Below are 25,483 nucleotides of genomic sequence, written 5' to 3'. Positions count from 1 at the left end.
ACAAACAGGCGACGCCGACGCCCGGTCTGAGTAGGCTCGGTTTCCATGGAGCATGAGGTGTTCGTTCCGGTACCGGCCGAGGTCCTTTACAAGACCCTGACGGACCCCGTACGGGTGGCGCGCTGCGTGCCCGGCCTCCAGCAGGACGCCGACGCGGAGGCGGGCCCGCTCTCCGGCCGGCTCAAGATCCGGGCCGGCGGCAACACGATCACCTACCGGGGCGCGCTGCGGATGGCTGAACGGGGCGGTGTCCTCGCCGTCGAGGGCAAGGGCAGCGAGGTCCGCGGCAAGGGCTCCGTGAAGCTCTCCCTGGCGATCGCGCTCACCCCGCTGGCGGACGGTACGACGCTCACGTTCACCGGCACCGTGAAGTCCGCGGGCCGGCTCGCGGAGCTCTCACCGGAGGCGCGGGAGTCGGCGGCCCAGCGGCTGATCGAGAAGTTCGTGGCCTCGGTGGCCGCCGCCGCGGAGCCTGACGCGGAGAACGGCCGTGCGGTGAACGGTCGTGCGATGAACGGCCGTGCGGCGAAGGAGACGGCGGCCGTCGACGGGTCCGGGCCCGAGACCGAGGACGGGCCCGACGACAGGGTTGGGTCCCGGATCGACGGCGGGACGGAGTCCCCGGTCGACGACGGGACCGGGTCCCGGATCGAGGACGAGGCCGACAGCGACAGCGACGGCGTCGACGACGGGGTCGAGGAGCCGCACCGCCCGTCGGTCTTCGAGACGCCCGTTCCCCCGCCCTCGCTCGACCCCTTCCAGGGCAGCGACTTCGAGGACGCCCCCGTCGAGTACCCCGCGGAGCCTCCGGCCGCCGAGGCCGCCCACGCCCGGCGCACGATGATCGGCCGCAGCGCCGAGGAGGTCGACCACGCCCCGCCGCGCGGCCGGTACGCCCCCGTCCCCGCCCCCGAGTCCACCAGCGCGGGCGCCACACTGCGCTGGATCGCCCCCGCCGCGGCACTCGCGCTCGCCTCCGCGGTGGTCGTCGGCCGGGCGCTGCGCCGCCGGCGCTGATCCCGTCTACTGTCGGGGCGTGAGCAAGCAGACGCGACTGACGGCGGGCGACGCCGAGTTGACCATCAACCCCGACAACGGCTGCCGTATCGAGAGCCTGCGCATCGGCGGCACGGAGCTGCTGCGCCAGGGCGAGCGGTACGGCGTCTTCCCGATGGTGCCCTGGTGCGGGCGGATCGAGCTGGGGCAGTTCCGCAGCGGCGGGGTGAAGCACCAGATGCCCCTCAACGCGCCGCCGCACGCCATCCACGGCACCAGCCGCGACACCGTGTGGAAGGCCGCCCGGACGGCGGAGACCGACGGAGCCACGGCGGCGTTCACCTGTGAGCTCGGTGACCCCTGGCCGTACGCCGGCCGCGTCACCCAGACCTTCGCACTCACCGAGGAGAGCCTCACGCTCCAGCTCGGTGTCGAGACCCTGGCCGACTCCTTCCCGGCGCAGGCCGGCTGGCACCCCTGGTTCAACCGGAGCCTCGACGGCGGTGCTCCCGTGCGCCTCGACTTCACGCCCGACTGGCAGGAGGAGCGCGGCGAGGACCACCTCCCCACCGGACGGCGGATCGGCCCCGCCCCCGGCCCCTGGGACGACTGCTTCGGCATGCCCGACGGTGTCGACGTGACCCTCACCTGGCCGGAGCAGCTGGAGCTGAAGGTGACCAGCCGCGCCGAGTGGGTCGTGATCTACGACGAGCAGGAGGCGGCGGTCTGTGTGGAGCCGCAGTCCGGCCCCCCGAACGGGCTCAACACGCTGCCGCAGTACGTGACCCCGATCGAGCCGCTGGAGATCGCGGCCACGTTCGCCTGGCGGCGGCTCTAAGCTCATGAGCATGACTGACGTACGCGCTGACCTGCTCCAGCAGATCAAGGACAAGGCCGTGGTGCACGGCAAGGTGACCCTCTCCTCGGGTCTGGAGGCCGACTACTACGTCGATCTGCGCCGGATCACGCTGGACGGCGCCGCCTCGCCGCTCGTCGGTCAGGTCATGCTCGACCTGACCGCCGACCTGGAATTCGACGCCGTGGGCGGTCTGACGCTCGGCGCCGACCCGGTCGCGACCGCGATGCTCCACGCGTCCGCCGCCCAGGGGAAGCGCCTGGACGCCTTCGTCGTCCGCAAGGCCGCCAAGGCCCACGGCATGCAGCGCCAGGTCGAGGGTCCGGACATCAAGGGCCGCCGGGTCCTGATCGTCGAGGACACCTCCACCACGGGCGGCTCCCCGCTCACCGCCGTCGAGGCGGCGCGCGCGGCCGGCGCCGAGGTGGTCGCGGTGGCCACGATCGTGGACCGGGCGACCGGCGCGGGCGAGAAGATCAGCACCACGGCGGGCGTGCCGTACCTCTACGCCTTCGCGCTCGACGAGCTGGGTCTCGGCTGATCGAGGCGAAGTCGTGACTTAGGTCCCGGAGCCGCCCCGGCGCCATCCCTGACCTGGGGCTTTGACCAGGGGCGGAGTGTTTCACGTGAAACGCTCCGCCCCTTCGTCATGGTGTCCGCACAAGAGTCTGGAAAGATGGGCCCCGACGATGACGTCGCCCCAGGTCAGGGTTCAAGTAACGCACCCACCCGCACATCACAAGGAGCGGACGAATGCCCATCGCAACCCCCGAGGTCTACAACGAGATGCTCGACCGGGCGAAGGCAGGCAAGTTCGCCTACCCGGCCATCAACGTGACCTCCTCCCAGACTCTGCACGCCGCGCTGCGCGGCTTCGCGGAGGCCGAGAGCGACGGCATCATCCAGATTTCGACCGGTGGCGCCGAGTTCCTGGGCGGCCAGTACAACAAGGACATGGTCACGGGCGCCGTCGCCCTGGCCGAGTTCGCGCACATCGTCGCCGCCAAGTACGACATCACGGTGGCCCTGCACACGGACCACTGCCCGAAGGACAAGCTGGACGGCTACGTCCGTCCGCTGCTCGACGTCTCCGCCGAGCGCGTCAAGGCCGGTCAGAACCCGCTCTTCCAGTCGCACATGTGGGACGGCTCCGCCGAGACCCTCGCCGACAACCTGGCCATCGGCCAGGAGCTGCTGGCGAAGGCCGCCGCCGCCCGGATCATCCTCGAGGTCGAGATCACCCCGACCGGTGGCGAGGAGGACGGCGTCACCCACGAGATCAACGACGAGCTGTACACCACCGTCGACGACGCGATCCGTACCGCCGAGGCCCTGGGCCTGGGTGAGAAGGGCCGCTACCTGCTGGCCGCCTCCTTCGGCAACGTGCACGGCGTCTACAAGCCGGGCAACGTCGTGCTCCGCCCCGAGCTGCTCAAGGACCTGCAGGCGGGCGTCGCCGAGCGCTTCGGCAAGGCCAACCCGTTCGACTTCGTCTTCCACGGCGGTTCCGGCTCCACCGCCGAGGAGATCGCCACCGCGCTGGAGAACGGCGTCGTGAAGATGAACCTCGACACCGACACGCAGTACGCCTTCACGCGTCCGGTCGCCGACCACATGTTCAAGAACTACGACGGCGTCCTGAAGGTCGACGGCGAGGTCGGCAAGAAGTCCACCTACGACCCGCGCACCTGGGGCAAGCTCGCCGAGGCGGGCATGGCCACCCGCGTGACCGAGGCGTGTGGCGCGCTGCGCTCCACCGGCACCAAGCTGAAGTAGTCGGCTGACGTAGCCACGATGTGAACGAAGGGCCCGGCACCCGTGGTGTCGGGCCCTTCGCATCCCCAGGAGGCCTGAGTGACGACGTACGACTTCGACCGTGAGACGGACCGCCGCGGCACGTGCTCGGTCCAGTGGGACGGCATCGCGGACCGCTTCGGCGTCGGCGAACTGCTCCCCTTCACCATCTCCGACATGGACTTCGCCTCCCCGCCCGAGGTGCTCCGCGCCCTGCACGAGCGGGTCGAGCACGGGGTGTTCGGCTACACGGACTGGCGCCTGGGCGAGTTCCGCGAGGCGATACGCCACTGGTACGCGACGCGCCACGACACCGCGATCGACATCGGGGCGCTGGTCTACGCCCCGTCCGTCCTGTGCCAGCTCTCGCAGCTGATCCGGATGTGGACCGAGCCCGGCGACGGGGTCGTGGTGCACACCCCGACGTACGACGGCTTCCGCAAGGCCGTCACCGGCCTCGGGCGCGAGCTGCGCCGCGTACCGGTCGGGGACACCGAGGCGCTGGAGGGCGAGCTGGCGCGGCCGGACAGCCGGATGCTGTTGCTCTGCTCGCCGCACAACCCGACCGGCCGGGTCTGGCGGGAGGAGGAGCTCGCGGAGTTCGCGCTCCTCGCCGAGCGCCACGGGGTCGCGGTCGTCAGCGACGAGATCCACGCGGACCTGGTGGCGGACGGGCACCGCCATCTGCCCTTCACCCGGTTCGTCGAGGCGGGGCGCGGCCGGCGCTGGGCCCTGATCACGTCGGGCACGAAGGCCTTCAACTTCCCGGCGCTGAGCGGCTCGTACGGGATCGTCGGCGACCCCGACGAGCGCGAGGCGTTCGTCCGCCGGATGGAGACGGGCGAGGGGCTCGCCTCTCCGGCCGTGCTCTCGCTGACCGCCCACGTCGCCGCGTACACCCGGGGCGGGCCCTGGCTGGACGAGCTGCGGGCGTATGTGGCGGGCACGATGCGGCTGATCGAGGAGCGGCTCGCGGAGGGACTGCCGGGGGTGACCTGGACGCCCCCGCAGGCCGGGTATCTGGCCTGGATCGATCTGCGGCCGCTCGGGATCGACGAGAGCGCGCTCCAGCGGGAGCTGGTGGAGGTCGAGAAGGTCGCGATCATGCCCGGTGGGGTGTACGGGGAGCCGGGCTTCGTCCGGTTGAACGTCGGCTGTCCGAGAAAGAAGGCGGAACGGGGCGTGGAGGCCCTGATCCGTGCGGCGACCAGGCTCCGTACCGCCTGAACAACGTGCAGGTCCGTGCCGTCGCGGGGACGATGGCAGGCATGGACATCAGGCTCGCCTCGGGGACGGGGCGGTGGATCGTCCTCACCACCGTGCTCGGCTCCGGGATGGCGCTGCTCGACTCCACGGTCGTCAATGTCGCCCTGCCGCACATCGGCGAGGATCTCGGCACCGACATGGCCGCGCTCCAGTGGACGGTCAACGCCTACATGCTGACGCTCGCCGGGCTCATCCTGCTCGGCGGGGCGCTGGGCGACCGGTACGGGCGGCGGCGGGTCTTCGTGATCGGGACCGTCTGGTTCGCGCTCGCCTCGCTGCTGTGCGGGCTGGCGCCGAACGCCGGGGTGCTGATCGCCGCCCGTGCCCTCCAGGGTGTGGGCGGCGCCCTGCTCACCCCCGGGTCGCTCGCGCTGATCCAGGCGAGCTTCCACCCGGACGACCGGGCCAAGGCCGTCGGACTCTGGTCCGGGTTCGGCGGGGTCGGTGCGGCGATCGGGCCGTTCGTCGGCGGGTGGCTGGTGGACGGGCCGGGATGGCGGTGGGTGTTCCTGCTGAACGTGCCACTGGCCGCGCTCTGCGTGCCGGTCGCTCTGCGCCATGTGCCCGAGTCGCGGGACGAGTCCGCCCACGGCCGCTTCGACGTGCTCGGCGCCTTCCTGGGGGCGGCCGCGCTCGGCCTCGTGACGTACGCGCTGATCGCCGAGGCGTGGTGGGCCGGGGCGCTGGGGGTCCTCGTAGGGGCGGCGTTCGTCGTCCTGGAGCGGCGGCGGGCGGAACCGATGGTGCCCCCGTCGATCTTCGCCTCCCGCCAGTTCACCGTGATCAACCTGGTGACGCTGTGCGTGTACGCGGCGCTCGGCGGCTTCTTCTTCCTCGCCGCGCTCCAGCTCCAGGTGGTGTCCGGTTACTCGGCGCTCGCCGCCGGGACGGCGCTGCTGCCGACGACGGTGCTGATGCTGCTGTTCTCGGCGAAGTCGGGCGAGCTGGGGGAGAGGATCGGGGCCCGGATTCCGCTGACCCTGGGCCCCCTGCTGTGCGCCGTCGGCATGGTCCTGATGCTGCGGGTCGGCGAGGACGCCTCGTACGTACAGGACGTGCTGCCGGCCGTGGTGGTGCTCGGTCTCGGGCTGACCGTCCTGGTGGCCCCGCTGACCGCGACCGTCCTGGCCTCGGTGGACGTGGCACGGGCGGGCCTGGCGAGCGGGATCAACAACGCGGCGGCCCGGGCGGCCGGTCTGCTCGCGGTCGCCGCGCTGCCCACGCTCGCCGGGATGGGGCCGGAGGCGTACCGCTCGGCGGAGGAGTTCGGGGAGACGTTCAAGCGGGCGATGCCGATGTGCGCGGGGCTGATGGTGGCGGGCGCGGTCCTGGCCTGGGCGACGGTGCGTAAGCCGGTCGGGGAGGCCGACTGCCATCCCGAGTGCAAGGTCCACTGCGGGATCACGTCGCCCCCGCTGGACCCGGGGGACCGCTCGGCACGGGAGGGTGGCCGCTGAGGCAGACTGGCCCCATGGCCATCCACGAGAACCTGCTGGGGGGACCGCCCCCCACCCATCTGCCCGACGACCCGGAGCCGCGTGAGCTGCTCGCGTCCGGCACGGCGCCGGCGGACGTCGCCGCGAAGTACCCGACGTCGTCGCTGGCCTGGGCCCAGCTCGCCGACGAGGCGTACGAGGGCGGTCGCGTCATCGAGTCGTACGCGTACGCGCGCACCGGCTACCACCGCGGCCTGGACGCCCTGCGGCGCAGCGGCTGGAAGGGCCACGGCCCGGTGCCGTGGGAGCACGAGCCGAACCGCGGCTTCCTGCGGGCCCTGCACGCGCTGGCGCGGGCGGCCGGGGACATCGGTGAGAAGGACGAGTACGAGCGCTGCTCGACGTTCCTGCGTGACTCCTCGGAGACGGCCGCGGAAACGCTGGGCTGACGCCGCTCCACGACGCGGGCTTCCCCCTGTCCCGCGGGACAGGGGGAAACCGGTCATCGTTCCGGGAATGTTCGAGGCCGTTCGAAGCGACGGTTACGATCCTTCGGACCGTTGTACCGAGAGCAGCCGGCGCAGAGGCCCCACTCCTCTTCCCCCCAACCGGCTTACGCAGGGGAGAAGTCTGTCTTGGGCAAGCGCGCCGCCGCACCCGCGGGCCGGGGACGAACGCAGAGCCGAAGTCGCGGCCGGGGCCGCGGCCGGGGCAGGTCCGGGCGGCGCCCCACAGCACGGCTCACCCTTCCGGCGCTGGCGCTGATCACGCTCTCCCTCGGCGGCGGAGCCGCACTCGCCCACTACAACGGCGGCCAGGACTCCGGCGCCGACGGTGCCGTGGAGGCGGCCGCTCCCACGGTCGCCACGACCACGGCGATTCCCGTCACCCCGAAGGCCACGACCCCGACGCCGAAGCCGAAGCAGTCGTCCGCCAGGCCGAAGGCGTCGGCCACGCCCAAGAAGCCCAAGGTGCCCGCCAGCGGCTCGGGCACCTTCACCACCGCCCAGTCCTCCGGCGACGCCGTCGGCACCGGCGGCTCCCTGCGCCGCTACCGCGTCCAGGTCGAGGGCGGCATCGACCTCTCCGCCCGCCAGGTCGCCGGCGAGATCCAGCAGATCCTCGACCATCCGCGCGGCTGGGCCGCACACGGCCGTGGCCGGTTCCAGCTGGTCACCGAGAACGCCGACTTCGTCATCCGGATCGCCACCCCGGCGACCGCCGACAGGCTCTGTCTCGCCCAGGGGCTCAACACCCGGGGCGAGCTCAACTGCGAGACGACGCAGGGCGTCGTGGTGAACCTGAAGCGCTGGCTGCTCGGCTCCCCGACGTTCGCCGGGACCCCCGCCGAGTACCGGCATCTGATCATCAACCACGAGGTCGGGCACGAGCTCGGCATCAGGACGCACATGAGCTGTCCGGGCGCCGGAAAGCCCGCGCCGGTGATGATGCAGCAGATCAAGGGGCTCAAGGGCTGTCGTTCGAACGCATATCCGTATGACGAAGACGGGAGCTACATCGAGGGTCCGATCGTGCCATGATGCGCATGGGACCGCGTGCGACGAAGCGCGCGGACCCGAGGGGACCGGGGCTCCACTTGCCACACGGAAGGAGCGGACCGCTACCCGGTAGTTGCGTATCGAGGAGACAGAAATGTCCACCTTCCCCGATGCCTCCGGAGCCGGTTCGGTCGAAGACCCGAACCTCGACTTCGCGGGCACGACGCCGTACGAGGACTACGTACAGGCGGACGTACTCACCCACCTCCAGCACCTCCGCTCCGACGATCCGGGCGAGATGGTCTTCCTGGTCACCACCCAGGTCATGGAGCTGTGGTTCACCGTCATCGTCCACGAGTGGGAGACCGCGAGCCGCGCGCTGCGCGAGGACCGCATCCCCGTGGCGATGGACGCGCTCAAGCGCTCCGTGCGCGAGCTGGAGGCGCTGAACCAGTCCTGGCGGCCGCTGGCCCAGCTCACCCCGGCGCAGTTCAACTCCTACCGCGCCGCCCTCGGCGAGGGCTCCGGCTTCCAGTCGGCGATGTACCGGCGGATGGAGTTCCTGCTCGGCGAGAAGTCCGCGTCGATGCTGGTGCCGCACCGCGGGGCGCCCCGGGTCCACGCCGAACTGGAGAAGGCGCTCCAGGAGCCGAGCCTGTACGACGAGGTGCTCAGGCTCCTCGGCCGCCGCGGGCTCCCCGTCCCGGAGGCCGTGCTCGGCCGCGATCTGGCGAAGAAGTACGAGCCGTCGCCCGAGATCGAGGAGATCTGGGCCGGTATCTACGCCGACACCGACCAGAACGGCGAGCTCGTCCGCCTGGGCGAGGCGTTGAGCGATGTCGCCGAACTGATCTGGCGCTGGCGCAACGACCACCTCGTCGCCACCCGTCGGGCCATGGGCTCCAAGACGGGCACCGGCGGCTCTGCGGGTGTCGCGTGGCTGGAGAAGCGGGCGCAGAAGAACGTCTTCCCCGAGCTGTGGACGGCCCGCAGCCATGTCTGAGAGCTTGCGCGAGACCGCGTTGCTCCGTGACGGGGACGACCCGCTGGCCAAACTGCGCGAGAAGTTCGCCCTGGACGACGCGACCGTCTACCTCGACGGGAATTCGCTGGGCGCGCTCCCCGCGCACGTGCCCGACCGGATGGCCGACGTCATCACCCGCGAGTGGGGGCAGCTGCGCATCCGCTCCTGGGACGAGAGCGGCTGGTGGACCGCGCCCGAGCGGATCGGCGACCGGATCGCCCCGCTCGTCGGCGCCGCTGCGGGCCGGATCGTGGTCGGCGACTCGACGAGTGTGAACGTCTTCAAGGCGGTCGTCGCGGCCACCCGGCTGAGCGCGGACGACCGGGACGAGATCCTCGTCGACGCCACGACGTTCCCCACGGACGGGTACATCGCCGAGTCGGCTGCCCGGATGACCGGCCGCCGGATCGTGGCCGTCGACCCCGCCGCCATGGCGGAGGCGGCGGGCCCGCGCACGGCCGCCGCCCTCGTCAACCACGTGGACTACCGCACCGGCCGCCTCCACGACCTGCCCGGGATCACGGCCGCGCTGCACGCGGCGGGCGCCCTCGCGGTCTGGGACCTGTGCCACAGCGCGGGCGCGCTGCCGGTCGGCCTGGACGAGCACAGCGTCGACCTGGCCGTCGGCTGCACCTACAAGTACCTGAACGGCGGCCCCGGTTCGCCCGCGTACCTCTATGTCGCCGAGCGCCACCAGGCCGCGTTCGACTCGCCGCTGCCGGGCTGGAACTCCCACGCGGACCCGTTCGGGATGACCCCCGGGTACGCGGCCGCCGAGGGCGCGCTCCGGGGCCGGGTCGGCACGCCCGACATCCTGTCCATGCTGGCCCTGGAGTCGGCGCTGGACGTCTGGGACGGCGTCGGCATCGAGGACGTGCGGGCGAAGTCCCTCGCGTTGACGGACTTCTTCCTGGAGTGCGTGCGGGAGTACGTCCCGGCGGGCCGGGTGGAGTCGCTGACGCCCGAGGCGCACGGCGAGCGCGGCAGCCAGGTCGCGCTGCGGTGCGCCGACGCGCCCGCCGTCATGGCGGAGCTGATCCGGCGCGGGGTGGTGGGCGATCTGCGCCGCCCCGACGTGCTGCGGTTCGGCTTCACCCCGCTGTATGTCGGCTTCGCCGACGCGGAGCGGGCGGCGCGGATCCTCGCCGAGGTGCTGGCGGAGGCCGGGTCCGACCTCGACGGCTGAGGTCGGACGGTCCGATGATCGCTTGATCTGTGGGGGCGTCAGTGCTGATACGGTCCCCGCAGGTCAGGCCAATTCGGCCCCGTCCCCGAGAGGTTGGAACAGCATGCCGGACCCCGCCGCGCGCGACGCCGCCGAAGAAGCGTCGGCGTTCTCGCACCCGGCCGTCGCCCCGGACGCGTCCGCCGCGTACGGCGACCACCCCGACCAGGTCGTCGACTTCTACGCGCCGCGTGACGGCCGGCAGCGGGCCCCGCTCGTCGTCGCCCTGCACGGCGGTGCCTGGCGGGCGCCGTACGACCGGCAGCATCTGACCCCTTTCGTGGACTTTCTGGCCCGCCGGGGGTTCGCCGTCGCCAACGTCGAGTACCGGCGGGGCGGCGCCCTCCCTCGTCAGGGCGGTACGGGACCGGTCGCCGGCCGCTGGCCGGACACCTTCGACGACGTGGCCGCCGCGCTCGACGCCGTCCCGCGGCTGGCCGCCGAGCACCTGCCGCAGGCGGACTCCCGCCGGATCGTGCTCACCGGGCACTCCGCGGGCGGTCACCTCGCCCTGTGGGCCGCGGCCCGGCACGTCCTCGCGCCGGACGCGCCCTGGCGGCTGCCTTCCGCGCCCGAGCTGCGCGGGGTGGTCGCGCTGGCGCCCATCGCCCACTTCGACCGGGCCGTGGAGCTCGGGGTGTGCGGGGGAGCGGTGACCCAGTTCCTGGGCGGGGAGGGCGAGTTCGACGTACGGGCCCGGCACGCCGACCCGGCGCTGCTGCTGCCGACCGGGATCGCCACCGTGGTCGCGCAGGGCCGGGACGACGTCGTCGTCCCGCAGGCCGTCGCCGACGCCTACGTGGAGGCGGCGGCGAAGGCGGGCGAGACGGTCGGCCTCACCCTCCTCCCGGACGTCGGCCACTTCCCGCTGATCGACCCGGCGGCGGACGCGTCCGCGGTGGTCGCGGAGGAGATCGCCCAGCTGGCGTTCTGACCGGGGCGGGGGCCTGTGCCGGGGGTCCTGACCGGCTCGGGGGCCCGGCCGACGCGTCGGATCCGGCCGACGCCGGGGGTCCGGCCGACGCGGGTCGGGTCACCCCGTCCCGGCGGCGCGTAGTACCTGGGACGGACGGGGGAGGATCCGCCGTCTTGGTGACGACCGCGTCCGTCGCCGCCCGTACCGTTGCGGACGTGACAGACACCCGTGAAACGAGCCGCAGCCCCGAGTTCCGCCTGGCCCAGGGCGCGCTCGGCGGGCTGCGCCAGGACCTCTTCCATGACGCGTTCGCCTACCGGCCGCTGAATCCGATGGCGGTCGACGGCCCCGTGACCCGGCGCCTGCCGGAACGGATACGCAGAAAGGCCCGCTGGACGCCGCATGCGATCGTGGCCGCCTTCGCGTTCTTCGTCTTCGCGGTGGGGCTGGACATCGGGCCCGGCAACGGCGTGTTCGTCCTCGTGTTCGCCGGAATGCCGGCCGTGGCCGTGCTGCTGACGCTGGTCCGCCCGGTGCTCGCGTTCTGGGCGGCGCTGTCCTTCACCCCCTTCGTCGCCTTCCTCGGCTCGTACGGCGACGGCTGGCCGTGGGGTCCGACGTCCGGCATCGCCCAGGTGGTGGTCATGACGGTGGTGGCCGCCCGCACCCGGCCCCGTACCGCCGCCTGGATGTGGGTGATCACCCTCGCTTACGCCTTCTTCGCCGCCACCCTCCGCGGCGGCAGCGACAACGCCGCCTCGGTCCTCTTCCCGGCCGCGCTCGCGATGCTCTTCGTGACCGTCGTCCAGGTCCGCCGCGAGGCCGAGGAGACCGTCACCGCGCAGCAGACCGTGACCGCCGTGGAGCGCTCCCGGCGGACGCTGCTCGAAGAGCGCACCACCATCGCCCGCGAGCTGCACGACGTCGTCGCCCACCACATGTCGGTGGTCGCCATCCAGGCGGAGGCCGCCCCCTACCGGGTCGAGAACCCGCCGCCTGAGCTGGAGCAGGCCTTCGTCACCATCCGTGAGAACGCGGTCGCCGCCCTGACCGAGCTGCGGCGCGTCCTCGGAGTCGTACGGGCGGAGGACTACGAGGCTCCCGACGCCCCGCAGCCCACGCTCGCCGACCTCGGCGGGCTGATCGGCAACGTCCGCGAGGCCGGGCTCGACGTCGAGCAGACGGTGACCGGCGCGGTGCGGGAGCTGCCGCAGGGCGTGGAACTCTCCGCGTACCGGATCATCCAGGAGGCCCTGAGCAACGTGCTGCGGCACGCGCCGGGCGCCGGGGCGAAGGTGGAGGTCTCGTACGTCCTCGGAGGCCTGGGCCTGCGGATCGTCAACGGTCCGGCACGCGGCCTGGTCAAGCCCTCCCCGGGCGCCGGGCACGGCATCACCGGGATGCGCGAGCGGGTGACGATGCTGAACGGTGAGATGACGGCCGAGCCGACCGAGGACGGCGGCTACGAGGTCACGGCCTTCATCCCCGTGACGCGTGAGGAGACGGACCAGTGATCCGCGTACTGATCGTCGACGACCAGATGATGGTCCGGGAGGGCTTCTCGGTGCTGCTCGGCGCGATGCCGGACATCGAGGTGGTCGGCGAGGCCGTCAACGGCCGCGAGGCGATCGCCCAGGTCGCGGCGCTGCGCCCGGACGTGGTCCTGATGGACATCCGGATGCCCGAGCTGAACGGCATCGAGGCGACCCGCGAGATCGTCGCGGCGGACGCCGACGCGAAGGTCCTGGTCCTGACCACCTTCGACCTGGACGAGTACGTGTACCAGGCGCTGCGCGCCGGGGCCTCGGGCTTCCTCCTGAAGGACGCCTCCGCGCGCCAGCTGGCCGACGGGGTACGCGTGGTGGCGGCCGGCGAGGCGCTGCTCGCGCCGACCGTGACGAAGCGGCTCATCACCGAGTTCGCGAAGGCCGCGGAGGCACCGAGGGCGCCGGCGCTGTCGCAGGTCGGGGAGTTGACCGAGCGGGAGACCGAGGTCCTGGTGCTGATCGCGCAGGGGCTGTCGAACGCGGAGATCGCCGACCACCTGGTGGTGGCCGAGTCGACGATCAAGACGCATGTGAGCCGCATCCTGGTGAAGCTGGGGCTGCGGGACCGGACCCAGGCGGCGGTCTTCGCGTACGAGGCGAGACTGGTGCAGGTCGGCGGGTAGGCCGGTAGCGTCCGGCCATGGACGTTCCCTTCGAACCGTGGTCGCCCGACTTCGTCGCGGACCCGTACCCCGCCTACGCCGAACTGCGGGCGACGGGCCGGGCGCACTGGTACGGGCCGACCCGCCAATGGCTGATCCCGCACCATGAGGACGTGTCGGCGCTGCTGCGGGACCGGCGCCTGGGCCGCACGTACACCCACCGCTTCACGCACGAGGAGTTCGGGCGCACGGCTCCGCCCGCCGCGCACGAACCGTTCCACACCCTCAACGACCACGGGCTGCTCGACCTGGAGGCGGCCGACCACACGCGGATCCGGCGGCTCGTGTCGAAGGCGTTCACGCCGCGGACGGTGGAGAACCTGGCGCCGACGGTACGGAGGCTGGCGGCGGAGCTGGTCGGCGGCCTGGTCGAGCGGGGCGGCGGGGACTTCCTCGCCGAGGTCGCCGAGCCCCTGCCGGTCGCCGTGATCGCGGAGATGCTGGGGGTTCCGGAGACGGACGAGGAGCGCGGGATGCTCCGGCCGTGGTCGGCCGACATCTGCGGGATGTTCGAGCTGAACCCCTCGGAGGAGACGGCGCGGCGGGCGGTGCGGGCGTCGCTGGACTTCTCCGCGTACCTGCGGGAGCTGATCGCGCGGCGGCGGAAGGATCCGGGGGAGGACCTGATCTCGTCGCTGATCGCCGTGGAGGAGCTGACCGAGCAGGAGATGGTCTCCACCTGCGTGCTGCTCCTGAACGCGGGCCACGAGGCGACGGTCAACACGACCGTGAACGGCTGGTGGACGCTGCTGCGGCACCCGGAGCAGCTGGCGGCGCTGCGGGCCGACCCGGACGGAATGTTGTCCACAGCTGTGGAAGAACTGCTGCGGTACGACACCCCGCTGCAGATGTTCGAGCGCTGGGTCCTCGACGACATCGAGGTCGGCGGCGTCGTCATCCCGCGCGGTTCGGAGGTCGCGCTCCTCTTCGGCTCGGCCAACCGCGACCCGGCGCGCTTCTCCTCCCCGGACGTCCTGGACCTCTCGCGCACGGAGAACCCGCACATCACGTTCGGCGCGGGCATCCACTACTGCCTGGGCGCGCCCCTGGCCCGTCTGGAACTCACCTCGATGTTCGCGGAGGTCCTGCGGGCCGCCCCGGACCTCCGCCTGGCGGCGGAGCCGCGGTGGAAGCCGGGGTACGTGATCAGGGGCGTCCACGAACTGCTCGTGGAGGTCTGAGAGCCGCCCGAAGGGGGCCCGTTCCGGGAGTTGGGGCCGGGGACCCCTTTTCGGTGCTCGCCGGTCAGGAGGTCGTCAGGTCCCGGAGGCGCAGCCGCCACAGGCCCGTGGCCACCAGAGCCGCCGCCAGGACCGCCAGGACCCAGACCGGGGTCCATGACATCTCCCCGCCCGGCAGCTTCGACAGGTGGCCGAAGGGGGAGAGGTTCAAGGCCCATCGCGGGAGATCCAGCGCCGGGCCGATCCAGCCGAGCGCCAGGCACAGGCCCGCCACGCCCCACCCGGCCACCGCCGCCCCGGGGAACGCGCCCCAGAGCAGGACCGCGAGCCCCGCCAGCGCCCAGACCGCCGGGAGCTGCGCCAGCGACGCGCCCAGGATCGGGCCTGCCTCTCGGCCGTACGAGACGTACAGGCCGAGGCCGCTCAGAACCATGATCAGAGCCGAGCCCGCGAAGGCGATCACCAGGTGACCGGCCGCCCAGCGGACCCGGCCCACCGCGTTCGCCAGGACCGGCTCCGCCCGCTGCGAGGTCTCCTCGCCGTGCAGCCGCAGTACCGACCCGACCGCGTACAGCGCCGCGACCATCCCGAACATGCCGACCATCGTCGCGAGGAACGCGTCGGTCAGACCGCTCCGGCCGCCCATCCGCTCGAAGATCTCCCGCGCCTGCTCGTTGTCCCCGACGATGTCGGCCGCGCCCTCGGCCATCCCGCCGAAGACGAGGCCGCCGAGCAGGAACCCCAGCGACCAGCCGAGCACGGCCCCGCGCTGCAGCCGCCAGGCCAGCGCCCAGGCCGTGGAGAGCCGGCCCTCCGCCGGACCCGGCCGGGTCGGCAGGAAACTCATGCCCACGTCACGGCGGCCGGCCAGCCCGTACGCCACCGCCCCCTGCGCGAGCACGGCCGCGGCGATCAGCAGCAGCACCCACCACCGCTCGCCCGCGAAGGCACGGACGTTCTCGGCCCAGCCGACCGGCGAGAGCCACGTCAGCACCGACGAACCGACCCCGGCCGTCCCCGCGTCCCCGGCCGCCCGCAGGACGAAGGCCAGTCCGAGGACGGCGGACGTCAGGCCCTTCGCGAGCCGGGCGCTCTCCGTCAGCTGAGCGGCGATCGCCGCCGTCGTGGCGAAGACCATGCCCGTGCCGCCGACCGCCAGCCCGAGCGCGAGCGCCCCGGCCGCGCCCTGGCCTGCCAGCCCGGCCGTGATGAGGAGCACGACCGCCGTGTTGGCGGCGAGTGCGGCGAGCAGGGCGGCGGTCAGCGGTGCCCGCCGGCCCACCACCGCGGACGAGAGCATCTCCTGACGCCCCGTCTCCTCCTCCTCCCGTGTGTGCCGCACGACGATGATCAGGCTCATCACGGCGGCCAGGACGGCGGCGAAGGTGCCGAACCGCCAGGCCACGAGCCCGCCGAGCGAGTCGCCGAACACCGGCCCGTACAGCGAGCGCATCGAGCTGTTGGCGGTCATCGACGCGGCCAGCTCGGCGCGGCGCTCCTGGGTCCCGTACAGGCTCTCCAGGGAGCCGACCCCACTGGCGACCAGCCCGCCGGTGACGACGGCCCAGACCGGCATCATCAGCCGGTCGCGGCGCAGGGCGAGCCGCGCCAGCGCTCCGGCCCCGGTCAGCTGCACGGCGAGCGCGCTCATCGCGACGTCACCCCGGCCGTCTCGTCGGCGTAGTGCCGGAGGAACAGCTCCTCCAGCGTGGGCGGGGTGCTCGTCAGGCTCCGTACGCCGGACTCGGTCAGGGAGCGCAGGACCGCGTCGAGCTTGTCGGTGTCGACCTGGAGCCGGACCCGGTGGCCCTGCACGGCGAGGTCGTGGACTCCGGGGAGGTGGGCGAGCCCGTTGGGGGCGCCGGCCAGTTCGGCGGTGACGCTCGTACGGGTGAGATGGCGCAGCTCGGCGAGCGAACCGCTCTCCACCGTCCGCCCCTTGCGGATGATGCTGACCCGGTCGCAGAGGGTCTCGACCTCGCTGAGGATGTGCGAGGAGAGCAGGATCGTGCGTCCGCGTCCGCGCTCCTCCGCCACGCAGCGCTGGAAGACCTCCTCCATCAACGGGTCGAGGCCGCTGGTGGGTTCGTCGAGGACGAGCAGGTCCACGTCGGAGGCGAAGGCGGCGACGAGGGCGACCTTCTGGCGGTTGCCCTTGGAGTACGTCCGCCCCTTCTTCGTCGGGTCGAGTTCGAACCGCTCGATCAGTTCGGCCCGCCGGGCCTTGTCGAGTCCCCCGCGGAGCCGTCCGTAGAGGTCGATGACCTCGCCGCCCGAGAGGTTGCGCCAGAGCGTCACGTCGCCGGGGACGTACGCGATACGGCGGTGCAGGTCGACGGCGTCGTGCCACGGGTCCCGGCCGAGGAGCTGGGCGGCGCCGGAGTCGGCCCGCAGCAGCCCGAGGAGGACCCGGATGGTGGTGGACTTCCCGGCGCCGTTGGGGCCGAGGAAGCCGTGCACCTCACCGGTCTCGACCGCGAGGTCGAGGCCGTCCAGCGCGTGCGTGCGGCCGAACGACTTGTGCAGCCCGGCCACGGTGATTGCCTTCGTCATGATTCAGAACGTACGCTGATTTCACAAAGTTGTGAAGTTAAGGAAGCGTATAAAGTTGGGGGATGAGCGAGATGAAGACGAGCAGCGACGGCGACGACCAGGCCGTGTCCCGATTCGTGGAGCGGTTCGCCGGCGAACTGGTCGAGGCCGGGATGCAGCGGATGGCCTCGCGGGTCTTCGCGGCGCTGCTCGTCTCCGAATCGGCGTCCATGACCTCGGCCGAACTCGTCGAGCGGCTGCGGATCAGCCCGGCCGCCGTCTCCGGAGCCGTCCGGTACCTCAACCAGGTCGGCATGGTCAGCCGGGAACGCGACCCGGGCTCGCGCCGTGACCGCTATGTCCTCCACAACGAGGTCTGGTACGAGACGATCACCCGCCGCGACCAGGTCCTGACGCGCTGGGAGAAGGTGCTCCGCGACGGCGCGGAGAGCCTCGGTCCGGACACGGCGGCGGGCAGGCGGACGGCGGAGACGGCGGAGTTCTTCGAATTCCTCCAGGAGGAGATGCTCGGGATGATGGACCGCTGGCGGGAACGCAAGGCGGCCAAGGCGAGGGCCGGGACCGAGGCGTAGGTTCGCGCGGTCGCGGTCGCGGTCGCGGTCCTCGGCCCCGGTCTTCGGCGCGGCGGGGGTGGGCGGCGTCAGCCGGCCGGGGCTGTCTCGGCGGCGGCGCCGGCTTCGGACCCGCGCTCGGATCCGTCCACGGACCCACCCTCGGACCCGCGCCCGGATCCGGCCGCGGAGTCGTCCTCGGGCCCGGGCTCCCAGCGCAGCAGGTCTCCCGGCTGGCAGTCCAGTACCTCGCAGAGCGCCGCGAGCGTCGTGAAACGCACCGCCTTGGCGCGGCCGTTCTTGAGCACCGCCAGGTTGGCCGGCGTGATCCCGACGCGTTCCGCGAGCTCGCCCACGGACATCTTCCGCCGGGCCATCATCACGTCGATGTCGACGGTGATCGGCATCAGATCACCTCGTCGAGTTCGGCCCGCATCCGCGTCGCCTCGACGTCGCGCGCGACGGCCTGGGCGAGCAGCGTGCGCAGGACGAGCACGATCAGCGCGACCCCCAGGATCGCCAGGCCGACCCCGCCCATGATGACCGTGACGCCAGGGTCCTCCCGCTGGCCCGGTGCGTTGAGGGCCGTGACCGCGAACCACACGAGGGCGGCCGCCACGATGGCGCCGATCACGGTGTCCACGTAGCGGAAGGCGGTGTGGGAGAACACGGTTCCGCGTCGCACCATCGTCACCAGCCGCCATACGCAGACCAGGGCGACCTGGGCCGACACCATGCCCAGGATCGTGATCACGCGCAGCGGGGTCAGCGGGAGCGACCCGTCCTCCGGGTCGCTCCCGCTCACCAGCGCCCACACCATCAGTGCCTGTACGAACACGGTGCCGGTGAGCACCATCGCGAGCACGGCGCGCAGGGCGAGCACCGTCAGTCTTCCCATCGTCGCTCCTTCGATCGAGTCACGATGGGAATCTATTGAAAAACGATAGGTTCGGCAAGCGGGGCGCGTCGCAACCGCACCGCCGGGGTCCTACTGCCTCGGCAGCGTCAGCCCCCACGCCGATTCCCGTACCGTCCACGTCCGCCGCCGGACCGGGCCCGACACCACCGTGTCCGCGCGGTAGCGGAAGTCCGGCCCCGAGACCGTCAGGGTGCGGGCGTCGGTGTGGAACGCGGGAGCGGACGGCGGATGGATGGTGATCGCGGCCAGGCCCGACAGGGACGACCGCACGCTCACACCCTCCACCGGCGCGTTCACGTCGCTCAGCAGGACGCCGTCCGCCTCCACCCGCAGGCGGTGGACGCGGGTCGCGGTCTGCGCCGGAACCGGGTGGACCAGGGTGCGGACCAGGGACCGGCAGGTGTCCCAGACGGTCGGCGTGGCGGGGGCCGGGGCGGCCGGGCGCCGTCCGGCCGGGATGCTCAGATCGCCCAGGACGACCCCGTCGCTGTCGTCGACGAGCAGGTCGAGCCGGTGCACCACCCCGTCGAGCACCGCTCGGGCGGCTGCCACGGCGCTCTGCGGCACGCCGAGTGCGTACGCCACTTCCAGCGAGTCGGGTGCGCCGATCGGGACGACCGACAGCGCCCCGTCCGCGAGGTCACGCTCCCGGTGCAGCAGCGTCACCGTCCGTAGCAGTGCACGGTCGTCACCGACCACCACAGGGCGCCGGGATCCCCGGCGCGCAAGGGCCCGGGAGAATTCCTCCGGGCTGTCCGGGAGGCAGATCTTCGCCTCCGCTCCCGCACACAACACATCTTTCGCGATCCGTACGGACTCGCCGTCATTTCGGCGGGCGACCGGGTCGATGACCACCAGCAGCTGGTCGTGAGCCGACACCTCGGTCCTTCCTCGGGTAGCATCTTTGTGCAAGAGCCCCTTGCGCTATTGCGCCAGGGGCTTCGTCTATTCCGGGGCACACCGGTGAGGCGGCCTCGGCCCCTGACCTTGGACATGCCCCACCCGGAAGGGGTGTACGCCTGTGCCCGCACTTGTGCTGCTCGGTGCTCAGTGGGGTGACGAGGGCAAGGGAAAGGCCACCGACCTCCTCGGTGGATCCGTTGATTATGTAGTGCGCTACCAGGGCGGCAACAACGCCGGCCACACGGTCGTCGTCGGCGACCAGAAGTACGCACTGCATCTTCTCCCTTCCGGAATCCTCTCCCCGGGGTGCACCCCGGTGATCGGAAACGGTGTCGTCGTCGACCCGGCGGTCCTGCTCTCCGAGCTGAGCGGGCTGAACGAGCGGGGCGTCGACACGTCCAAGCTCCTGATCAGCGGCAACGCGCATCTGATCACTCCGTACAACGTCACCCTCGACAAGGTGACGGAACGGTTCCTCGGGAAGCGCAAGATCGGCACGACGGGCCGTGGCATCGGCCCGACCTACGCCGACAAGATCAACCGCGTCGGCATCCGGGTCCAGGACCTGTACGACGAGTCGATCCTCATCCAGAAGGTCGAGGCGGCGCTCGAGGGCAAGAACCAGCTCCTCGCCAAGCTCTACAACCGCCGCGCGATCGACGCCGCGCAGATCGTCGAGGAGATGCTCCAGTACGCGGAGCAGATCAAGCCGTACGTCGCGGACACCACCCTGATCCTCAACAACGCGCTGGACGAGGACAAGGTCGTGCTCTTCGAGGGCGGCCAGGGCACGCTCCTGGACGTCGACCACGGCACGTACCCCTTCGTCACCTCCTCGAACCCGACCGCGGGTGGCGCCTGCACCGGTGCCGGTGTGGGTCCGACGAAGATCAGCCGGGTCATCGGCATCCTCAAGGCGTACACGACCCGAGTCGGTGCCGGGCCGTTCCCGACGGAGCTCTTCGACGCGGACGGCGAGGCGCTGCGCCGCATCGGCGGCGAGCGCGGTGTCACCACCGGCCGTGACCGTCGCTGCGGCTGGTTCGACGCGGTCATCGCGCGGTACGCGACCCGGGTCAACGGCCTGACGGACTTCTTCCTCACCAAGCTCGACGTGCTGACGGGCTGGGAGCAGATCCCGGTCTGCGTCGCGTACGAGATCGACGGCAAGCGCGTCGAGGAGCTGCCGTACTCGCAGAGCGACTTCCACCACGCGAAGCCGATCTACGAGATGCTGCCGGGCTGGTCCGAGGACATCACCAAGGCCCAGACCTTCGCGGACCTGCCGAAGAACGCGCAGGCGTACGTGAAGGCCCTGGAGGAGATGTCGGGCGCCCCGATCTCCGCGATCGGCGTCGGCCCCGGCCGCACCGAGACGATCGAGATCAACTCGTTCCTGAAGTAGCCGGACAGGCCCGGTCGTGCCCTCCGTCCCGCGGGCGGAACGGAGGGCACGAGAGGCGGCCGCCGCGCCAAGGGCCCGCACCCCGTACCCCGGGGTGCGGGCCCTTGCCCGTGCTACGCCTCTGGCTGCGTGCCCGGGCGCTTCTAGCCGCGGTAGTACTCGCCCGGCTCCCCGTCCAGCATCGGGAAGACCAGCAGGCGCTCACGGCCCTTGAAGCGGTCGATCGTCAGGTAGCCGGCGTACCCGGCCCGCTCGCAGTCGCGGTCCGAGGCGTCCGGGTCCGTGGTGCCCGGGCCGACGACCAGGGGCGTCCCGGAGCCGGCGAGGATCGCCGTGAAGGTGCAACTGACCGAGTCCGGCCTCGGGTTGCCCTCGTCGTCGAGGCGTGGGTAGACGTGCACACGGCGGTAGACCGTGGCGCCGACGGGGCCCTGGGTGATGGTCACCTCGTCGCTGTAGCGCTCGGCGTTGTCGCCGTAGATCAGCCGGTCGTTCTCCATCTTCCACCGCCCGACCAACTGCGTCGGCACGATGTTCGTGCCGGTCCGGGCCTTGCGGAAGGTGGTCTTCGCGGCTCCCGAGGTCCACTCCAGGACGTCGGGGGAGCGCAGGGTGAGGGTCTGGTGGGCGGCGGGCGTGCAGCGCTGGGCGGGGACGCTCGTGGTGACGTCGGACTCGCCGAGGACCACCTTGTCCTCGTCGGCGGAGACGAGCCGCGAACGGCCCATGCACAGCCGCTCCTCGCTCACCTGGACGTAGACGGCGGCCTTGGCGCCCGCCGCCCCCTGGCCGATCTCGATCCGGCTCGTCTCCCTGGGGTGGTCGGCCGAGCCGCGCTGGACGCCCTCCCAGGCGCCGAGGAACGCGGCCGGCACGATCCCCGACGGCCGGGCGGACACGTCACCGGTCTGCCCGCGCGCACGGTTCTTCTGATCGTCGAGGCCCTTGGTCGGGTCCGGCCAGAAGACGTACGTGAGCGTGGCCGCCGCGGCGACGACGAGGGCCGTCGCGACGGCGACCAGTGCGCCGCGCCGCCGCTCGGGCGCCTTCGGGGCCGGCGGGGGCGTGGGGTCGTCGGCCCTCGCACCGGCCGTACCGCCCGTAGCGCCCGAGCCGCCGGCGGTGGTGGCCTCCGCCTCCAGGACCCGCGCGGCGTGCCTGCCGAGGCGGGCCAGCACCTCCGCCGGCAGCCAGGGATCGGCGACCGTGATCGTCTCCACCAGCTCGGCGGCCGACGGCCGGGCGGCCGGGTCCTTGGCGAGGCAGGCCCGGACCAGACCCGCCAGTTCGGCCGGAAGGTCCGTCAGATCGGGCTCGTCGTGGGCGATGCGGAACATCGTGGCGTGGACACCGCTGTCCGCCGTACCGAACGGGGAGTGGCCCGTCGCCGCGTAGACGAGGACCGCCCCGAGGCAGAAGATGTCCGAGGCCGGGGTCAGCTTCTCGCCGCGCACCTGCTCGGGGGACATGAAGCCGGGCGAGCCGACCACCGCGCCGGTGCTGGTCAGTCCGCCGTCGGTGATCGTCTCGACGGCGCGGGCGATGCCGAAGTCGATGATCCGCGGGCCGTCGAAGGTGAGCAGGACGTTGGACGGCTTCAGATCGCGGTGGACCAGCCCGGCGGCGTGCACATGGGTGAGCGCCCGGGCGAGCCCGGAGGCGAGGGTCCGTACCGTCACGGCCGGTAGCGGCCCGAACTCGTCGCCCACCACGATCCGCAGCGACGGCCCCGGAACATAACCGACGGCCACCCAGGGCGCCTCGGCCGCCGTGTCCGAACCGAGGACCGGCGCCGTGCCCGTGCCACCGACGCGCTCCAGCGAGGCGACCTCACGGGCGAACCGGCGACGGAACTCGTCCTGCGCCGCGAGCTCCGTGTGCACGACCTTCACCGCCACCGTCCGCCCACCGGCCGAACGGGCCAGGAACACCCGGCCCATGCCGCCGGCGCCCAGCCGTCCGAGCAGACGGAACGGGCCGATGCTGACCGGGTCTTCCGGGTTCAATGGCTCCACGTCGCTAGAGAATGCCAGACGCCCTGGTCGGCGTGGCGTCATCCTTCGCCGCAGATCCGCAGTCCCTTGGGGGTCGCGCACGGCAGGTGCCCGTGGGTACGGATGACGTCCTGGCCGCTGCCCCGGCTCAGATAGGTGAGAAAACTGGAGGTCAGCGAGTCGGCCGGGGGCTCGCCCCAGGTGTAGGCGTACTCGATCTCCCGGTACGGGTAGGTCGACTCGCCTATCTCGTCCACGTTCGCCGTCCGGCCGTCGATCGCCACCCGGCGCAGCCCCTTCAGCCCGCTCGCGGCACGGAGTTCGGTGTAGCCGACGGCCCCCGGCAGCTTGGCGACCGTGGACAGCACCTGCTCCGTGCTGTCGAGTTCGCAGCGCAGCACAGGGGCCTCCAGGTCGTCCCGGTGCTCGCAGTCCCGTGAGGAGTTCGCGGGCTCGTTACGGCCGAGGACGCGGCGCTGGAAGACCTCACGCGTACCGGAGTTGGCGTCCCTGCTGACCAGGCGCACCGGTCTGTCCGGGCCGCCGGGTATCTCCTTCCAGTTGGTGATCCGGCCCTGGTAGAGGCGGCGGACCTGATCCAGGGTGAGACTGGTGACCGGTATCCCGTCGTTGACGACGAGGGTGAAGAGGGAGACGGCCACCATGCTCTCCCGCAGCTGCGGGTAGCCGCCGGGCTTGCGTCCGTCGGAGAGCGCGACGACCGCCGGGGAGCCCTTGCCTGCGGCGGCGCCGGCCGCGGCCAGCTCCCGTATCCCCGCCGTCGAGCCGTGCGCGTCGACCACGACGGTGGACCCCTCGCAGTCCTTCTCGTACTTCCGCGCCAGCTCGCGCACCGCCGGGGCGAACGCCGTGGAGCCGGTCACCGTGAGCGTGCCCCGGGCGCAGCCGATGGGCGGCGGCGTCTCGCTGCGGACGATGATCGTCGCGAGGGTGACCACGCATGCGGCGAGGACGAGGGTGATGTTCCGGGCCGCGGGGCTGAACGTCGGCGCCTTGTCGTCGACGCTCATGCTCTCGTTGCGGTGGATGTCCACCACGTCCCGGGTGCCGGTGATCCGGATCGCGCGCTCGGTCACGCCGCCGGAGAGCAGTACGAGCAGCTTGAAGTACTGCGTGCGCTCCAGCGCCACCTTGGGCATCAGGACGGCCTCCCCGTCCTTGCGCAGCCCCGGCCCGGCCGCCATGTCGTTGCGCACCGGCTCGAACGCCCGAGGGATGGTGGCGACGACGGCCTGGACCGTCCGGCCGCCGAAGGTGATCTTCAGCCCCTCGGGCTCGCTCGACTGCGCGTAGTCCCCGTGGTTGATCTCGCGAAGGCCGTCGTTCTCGATCCGGAGCAGGACGAGGGTGGAACCGTTGGCATCACCGATGTCGCCGTCGCGCAGGGTCAGGTCGCCCACGGACTCGTCCGCCACGTGCAGCGGGGTGTTCAGCTGCACGCGGTATCCGAGCCGCCGGCCCCGCTGCATGGAGCGCTCGTACGCGACGACACCGGCGGAGACGAGCACACCGAGGAGCGCGGTGACCACGGCGATGACGTTCTCTGCGGTAACCCAGTCCACGAGCGAGACGGTACGGACGTGTGTGCGGTTCCGTGGGGAAGGTTGCTTCTCGCCACCAGGAGTTCTCCCTTCGTTCAGTCGCGACCCGTTCGGTGGCGACCCGTTCGGTCGCGTACGGGGCGGCGACGGGTGGCGACGGGTTGGCGGAGTATCGGTTGCCGGGGGTGTGGACCGTGGGTGTAATGGCCACGAGGGGGCTCGTCGGAGAGGAACCCCATGCGTGTCGTCGAAGTGACCGCCTACGGCGGCCCTGAGGTCCTGAGGATGGCCCGCCGGCCCGAGCCCGAGGCCGGTGACGTCCCCGGACGCGTCCGCGTGCGGCTGAAGGCAGCCGGTGTGAACCAGGCGGACCTCCGGATCCGCGCCGGCCGCTACCCGGGCCACGTCGGCGAACTCACGCCTCCTTTCGTTCTCGGAACGGACTTCGCGGGCAAGCTGCTGGATCCGGTGCCCGGCATGGCCGCCGGCACCCGCGTGGCCGGTTTCCTGCCCTGGTTCGAGGAGCTGACGGGCGAGGGGACGTACGCCGAGGTCGTGCGCGCCGCCCCGGAGTGGCTGGCCCCGATCCCGGACGACGTGGACTTCACCGTGGCCGCCTCCGTCCCGCTGGCCTCGGCCACCGCCCAGCAGGGCCTCGACCGGCTCGCGCTCCCGGCGGGGTCGACGCTGCTCGTGACCGGTGCGAGCGGGGTCGTGGGCCGCCTCGCGGTCCAGTACGCCGCGGCGGCCGGACTGCGGGTGCTGGCCGTCGCCCACGAGGGCGACGAGCGCGAACTGAAGCTCCTCGGCGCGGAGCACAGCATCCTGCGGGGCACGCCGGAGGAGGTGGTCGCGAGGGTGCTCGAGGTCCTCCCGGAACGGGTGGACGCCGCTTTCGACGGGGCCTTCCACTCCGTCCCGGCCCTCGCCGCGGTGAAGGACGGGGGCGCCTTCATCGCGCTCGCCGCCGACCGCACTCCGCACGCGGAGCGGGACATCCGCGTCGAGACCGTCCGAGGCCGTCCGGACGCGGCCCGGCTGAAGGAGACCCTGGAAAAGGTGGCCGCCCGGGAGCTGATCACCCGCGTGGCGGATGTCATGCCTCTGGAGGAGGTTGCGGAAGCACACCGAAGGGCGGAGGCGGGCCACCGGCCCGGCCGCATCATCCTCATGATCTGAGCGTCAGGTCCACGA

24 protein-coding genes are annotated in these 25,483 nt (G+C 72.1%); 17 read left to right on the top strand and 7 right to left on the bottom strand.

What is annotated here, in order from left to right; all coding sequences use genetic code 11:
* Positions 1–45 precede the first annotated feature (45 nt).
* The 14 genes from M5362_RS16335 to M5362_RS16270 all read left to right on the top strand — a co-directional run bounded on the left by M5362_RS16335 (position 46) and on the right by M5362_RS16270 (position 14,402).
* The gene (locus M5362_RS16335) at positions 46–1,017 is read left to right on the top strand and encodes an SRPBCC domain-containing protein (RefSeq protein ID WP_260228271.1); all 972 of its coding nucleotides are present in this window, start codon (positions 46–48) and stop codon (positions 1,015–1,017) included.
* 19 nt (positions 1,018–1,036) lie between these two features.
* Positions 1,037–1,834 (top strand): aldose 1-epimerase, encoded by a 798-nt coding sequence (locus tag M5362_RS16330; protein ID WP_260228270.1) that lies wholly within the window; start codon positions 1,037–1,039, stop codon positions 1,832–1,834.
* A gap of 10 nt (positions 1,835–1,844) precedes the next feature.
* Entirely contained in the window at positions 1,845–2,393 is a 549-nt protein-coding gene (pyrE, locus tag M5362_RS16325) for an orotate phosphoribosyltransferase (RefSeq protein WP_260228269.1), read from the top strand.
* A 212-nt stretch (positions 2,394–2,605) separates the two neighbouring features.
* Positions 2,606–3,628 carry a class II fructose-bisphosphate aldolase gene (gene fbaA, locus M5362_RS16320; RefSeq protein WP_260228268.1) on the top strand — a complete coding sequence of 341 codons (1,023 nt, stop codon included), beginning with the start codon at positions 2,606–2,608 and terminating at the stop codon, positions 3,626–3,628.
* 78 nt (positions 3,629–3,706) lie between these two features.
* Positions 3,707–4,873: a MalY/PatB family protein gene (locus M5362_RS16315; protein ID WP_260228266.1), complete on the top strand. Its 1,167-nt coding sequence runs from the start codon at positions 3,707–3,709 to the stop codon at positions 4,871–4,873.
* Positions 4,874–4,914: 41 nt separating this feature from the next.
* Positions 4,915–6,369, top strand: coding sequence for an MFS transporter (locus M5362_RS16310; RefSeq protein ID WP_260228265.1), 1,455 nt, complete (start codon positions 4,915–4,917; stop codon positions 6,367–6,369).
* A 14-nt stretch (positions 6,370–6,383) separates the two neighbouring features.
* The gene (locus tag M5362_RS16305; RefSeq protein ID WP_260228264.1) at positions 6,384–6,797 is read left to right on the top strand and encodes a DUF3151 domain-containing protein; all 414 of its coding nucleotides are present in this window, start codon (positions 6,384–6,386) and stop codon (positions 6,795–6,797) included.
* A gap of 186 nt (positions 6,798–6,983) precedes the next feature.
* Entirely contained in the window at positions 6,984–7,889 is a 906-nt protein-coding gene (locus M5362_RS16300) for a DUF3152 domain-containing protein (protein WP_260228263.1), read from the top strand.
* Positions 7,890–8,001: 112 nt separating this feature from the next.
* A complete protein-coding gene (locus tag M5362_RS16295) occupies positions 8,002–8,850 on the top strand; it encodes a tryptophan 2,3-dioxygenase family protein (protein ID WP_260228262.1) in 849 nt (282 codons plus the stop codon).
* Positions 8,843–10,057 carry a kynureninase gene (gene kynU, locus M5362_RS16290; RefSeq protein WP_260228261.1) on the top strand — a complete coding sequence of 405 codons (1,215 nt, stop codon included), beginning with the start codon at positions 8,843–8,845 and terminating at the stop codon, positions 10,055–10,057. The genes M5362_RS16295 and kynU overlap by 8 nt, the downstream gene beginning before the upstream one ends.
* A 103-nt stretch (positions 10,058–10,160) precedes the next feature.
* Positions 10,161–11,030 (top strand): alpha/beta hydrolase, encoded by an 870-nt coding sequence (locus M5362_RS16285; protein WP_260228260.1) that lies wholly within the window; start codon positions 10,161–10,163, stop codon positions 11,028–11,030.
* A 197-nt stretch (positions 11,031–11,227) separates the two neighbouring features.
* Complete coding sequence (locus M5362_RS16280; protein WP_260228258.1) at positions 11,228–12,526, top strand: sensor histidine kinase; 1,299 nt, start codon at positions 11,228–11,230, stop codon at positions 12,524–12,526.
* Positions 12,523–13,182: a response regulator transcription factor gene (locus tag M5362_RS16275; protein WP_308354878.1), complete on the top strand. Its 660-nt coding sequence runs from the start codon at positions 12,523–12,525 to the stop codon at positions 13,180–13,182. The genes M5362_RS16280 and M5362_RS16275 overlap by 4 nt, the downstream gene beginning before the upstream one ends.
* A gap of 17 nt (positions 13,183–13,199) precedes the next feature.
* Positions 13,200–14,402 carry a cytochrome P450 gene (locus tag M5362_RS16270; protein WP_260228257.1) on the top strand — a complete coding sequence of 401 codons (1,203 nt, stop codon included), beginning with the start codon at positions 13,200–13,202 and terminating at the stop codon, positions 14,400–14,402.
* Between the two features lie 64 nt (positions 14,403–14,466).
* Here M5362_RS16270 and M5362_RS16265 read toward each other — a convergent pair whose 3' ends face one another.
* Complete coding sequence (locus M5362_RS16265; protein ID WP_260228256.1) at positions 14,467–16,053, bottom strand: ABC transporter permease; 1,587 nt, start codon at positions 16,051–16,053, stop codon at positions 14,467–14,469.
* Positions 16,050–16,955 carry an ABC transporter ATP-binding protein gene (locus M5362_RS16260; protein WP_260228255.1) on the bottom strand — a complete coding sequence of 302 codons (906 nt, stop codon included), beginning with the start codon at positions 16,953–16,955 and terminating at the stop codon, positions 16,050–16,052. The genes M5362_RS16265 and M5362_RS16260 overlap by 4 nt, the downstream gene beginning before the upstream one ends.
* A gap of 62 nt (positions 16,956–17,017) precedes the next feature.
* Here M5362_RS16260 and M5362_RS16255 point away from each other — a divergent pair, with 62 nt between their 5' ends.
* A complete protein-coding gene (locus M5362_RS16255) occupies positions 17,018–17,527 on the top strand; it encodes a GbsR/MarR family transcriptional regulator (protein ID WP_260228254.1) in 510 nt (169 codons plus the stop codon).
* Between the two features lie 68 nt (positions 17,528–17,595).
* Here M5362_RS16255 and M5362_RS16250 read toward each other — a convergent pair whose 3' ends face one another.
* From M5362_RS16250 to M5362_RS16240, 3 genes are all read right to left on the bottom strand, one after another.
* Positions 17,596–17,913, bottom strand: coding sequence for a helix-turn-helix transcriptional regulator (locus M5362_RS16250; RefSeq protein WP_260228253.1), 318 nt, complete (start codon positions 17,911–17,913; stop codon positions 17,596–17,598).
* Entirely contained in the window at positions 17,913–18,404 is a 492-nt protein-coding gene (locus tag M5362_RS16245; protein ID WP_260228252.1) for a DUF2975 domain-containing protein, read from the bottom strand. Before M5362_RS16245 ends, M5362_RS16250 begins: the two co-directional genes overlap by 1 nt.
* Positions 18,405–18,494: 90 nt before the next feature.
* Positions 18,495–19,304 carry a diacylglycerol kinase gene (locus tag M5362_RS16240; protein WP_260228251.1) on the bottom strand — a complete coding sequence of 270 codons (810 nt, stop codon included), beginning with the start codon at positions 19,302–19,304 and terminating at the stop codon, positions 18,495–18,497.
* A gap of 142 nt (positions 19,305–19,446) precedes the next feature.
* On the opposite strand from M5362_RS16240, the gene M5362_RS16235 reads away from it, so the two are divergent.
* Positions 19,447–20,733 carry an adenylosuccinate synthase gene (locus M5362_RS16235; protein WP_260228250.1) on the top strand — a complete coding sequence of 429 codons (1,287 nt, stop codon included), beginning with the start codon at positions 19,447–19,449 and terminating at the stop codon, positions 20,731–20,733.
* 143 nt (positions 20,734–20,876) lie between these two features.
* Here the strand turns inward: M5362_RS16235 and M5362_RS16230 are convergent, their stop codons facing one another.
* On the bottom strand, positions 20,877–22,748 hold the full coding sequence (locus tag M5362_RS16230; protein WP_260228249.1) for a serine/threonine-protein kinase: 1,872 nt from the start codon (positions 22,746–22,748) through the stop codon (positions 20,877–20,879).
* A 38-nt stretch (positions 22,749–22,786) separates the two neighbouring features.
* Complete coding sequence (locus M5362_RS16225; protein WP_260228248.1) at positions 22,787–24,310, bottom strand: substrate-binding domain-containing protein; 1,524 nt, start codon at positions 24,308–24,310, stop codon at positions 22,787–22,789.
* A gap of 216 nt (positions 24,311–24,526) precedes the next feature.
* Here M5362_RS16225 and M5362_RS16220 point away from each other — a divergent pair, with 216 nt between their 5' ends.
* Positions 24,527–25,468: an NADP-dependent oxidoreductase gene (locus M5362_RS16220; protein ID WP_260228247.1), complete on the top strand. Its 942-nt coding sequence runs from the start codon at positions 24,527–24,529 to the stop codon at positions 25,466–25,468.
* Positions 25,469–25,483 lie beyond the last annotated feature (15 nt).

It is taken from the genome of Streptomyces sp. Je 1-79, from assembly GCF_025195125.1.
Classification (GTDB): Bacteria; Actinomycetota; Actinomycetes; order Streptomycetales; family Streptomycetaceae; genus Streptomyces.
This window is presented reverse-complemented; position numbering and strand designations above follow the sequence as displayed.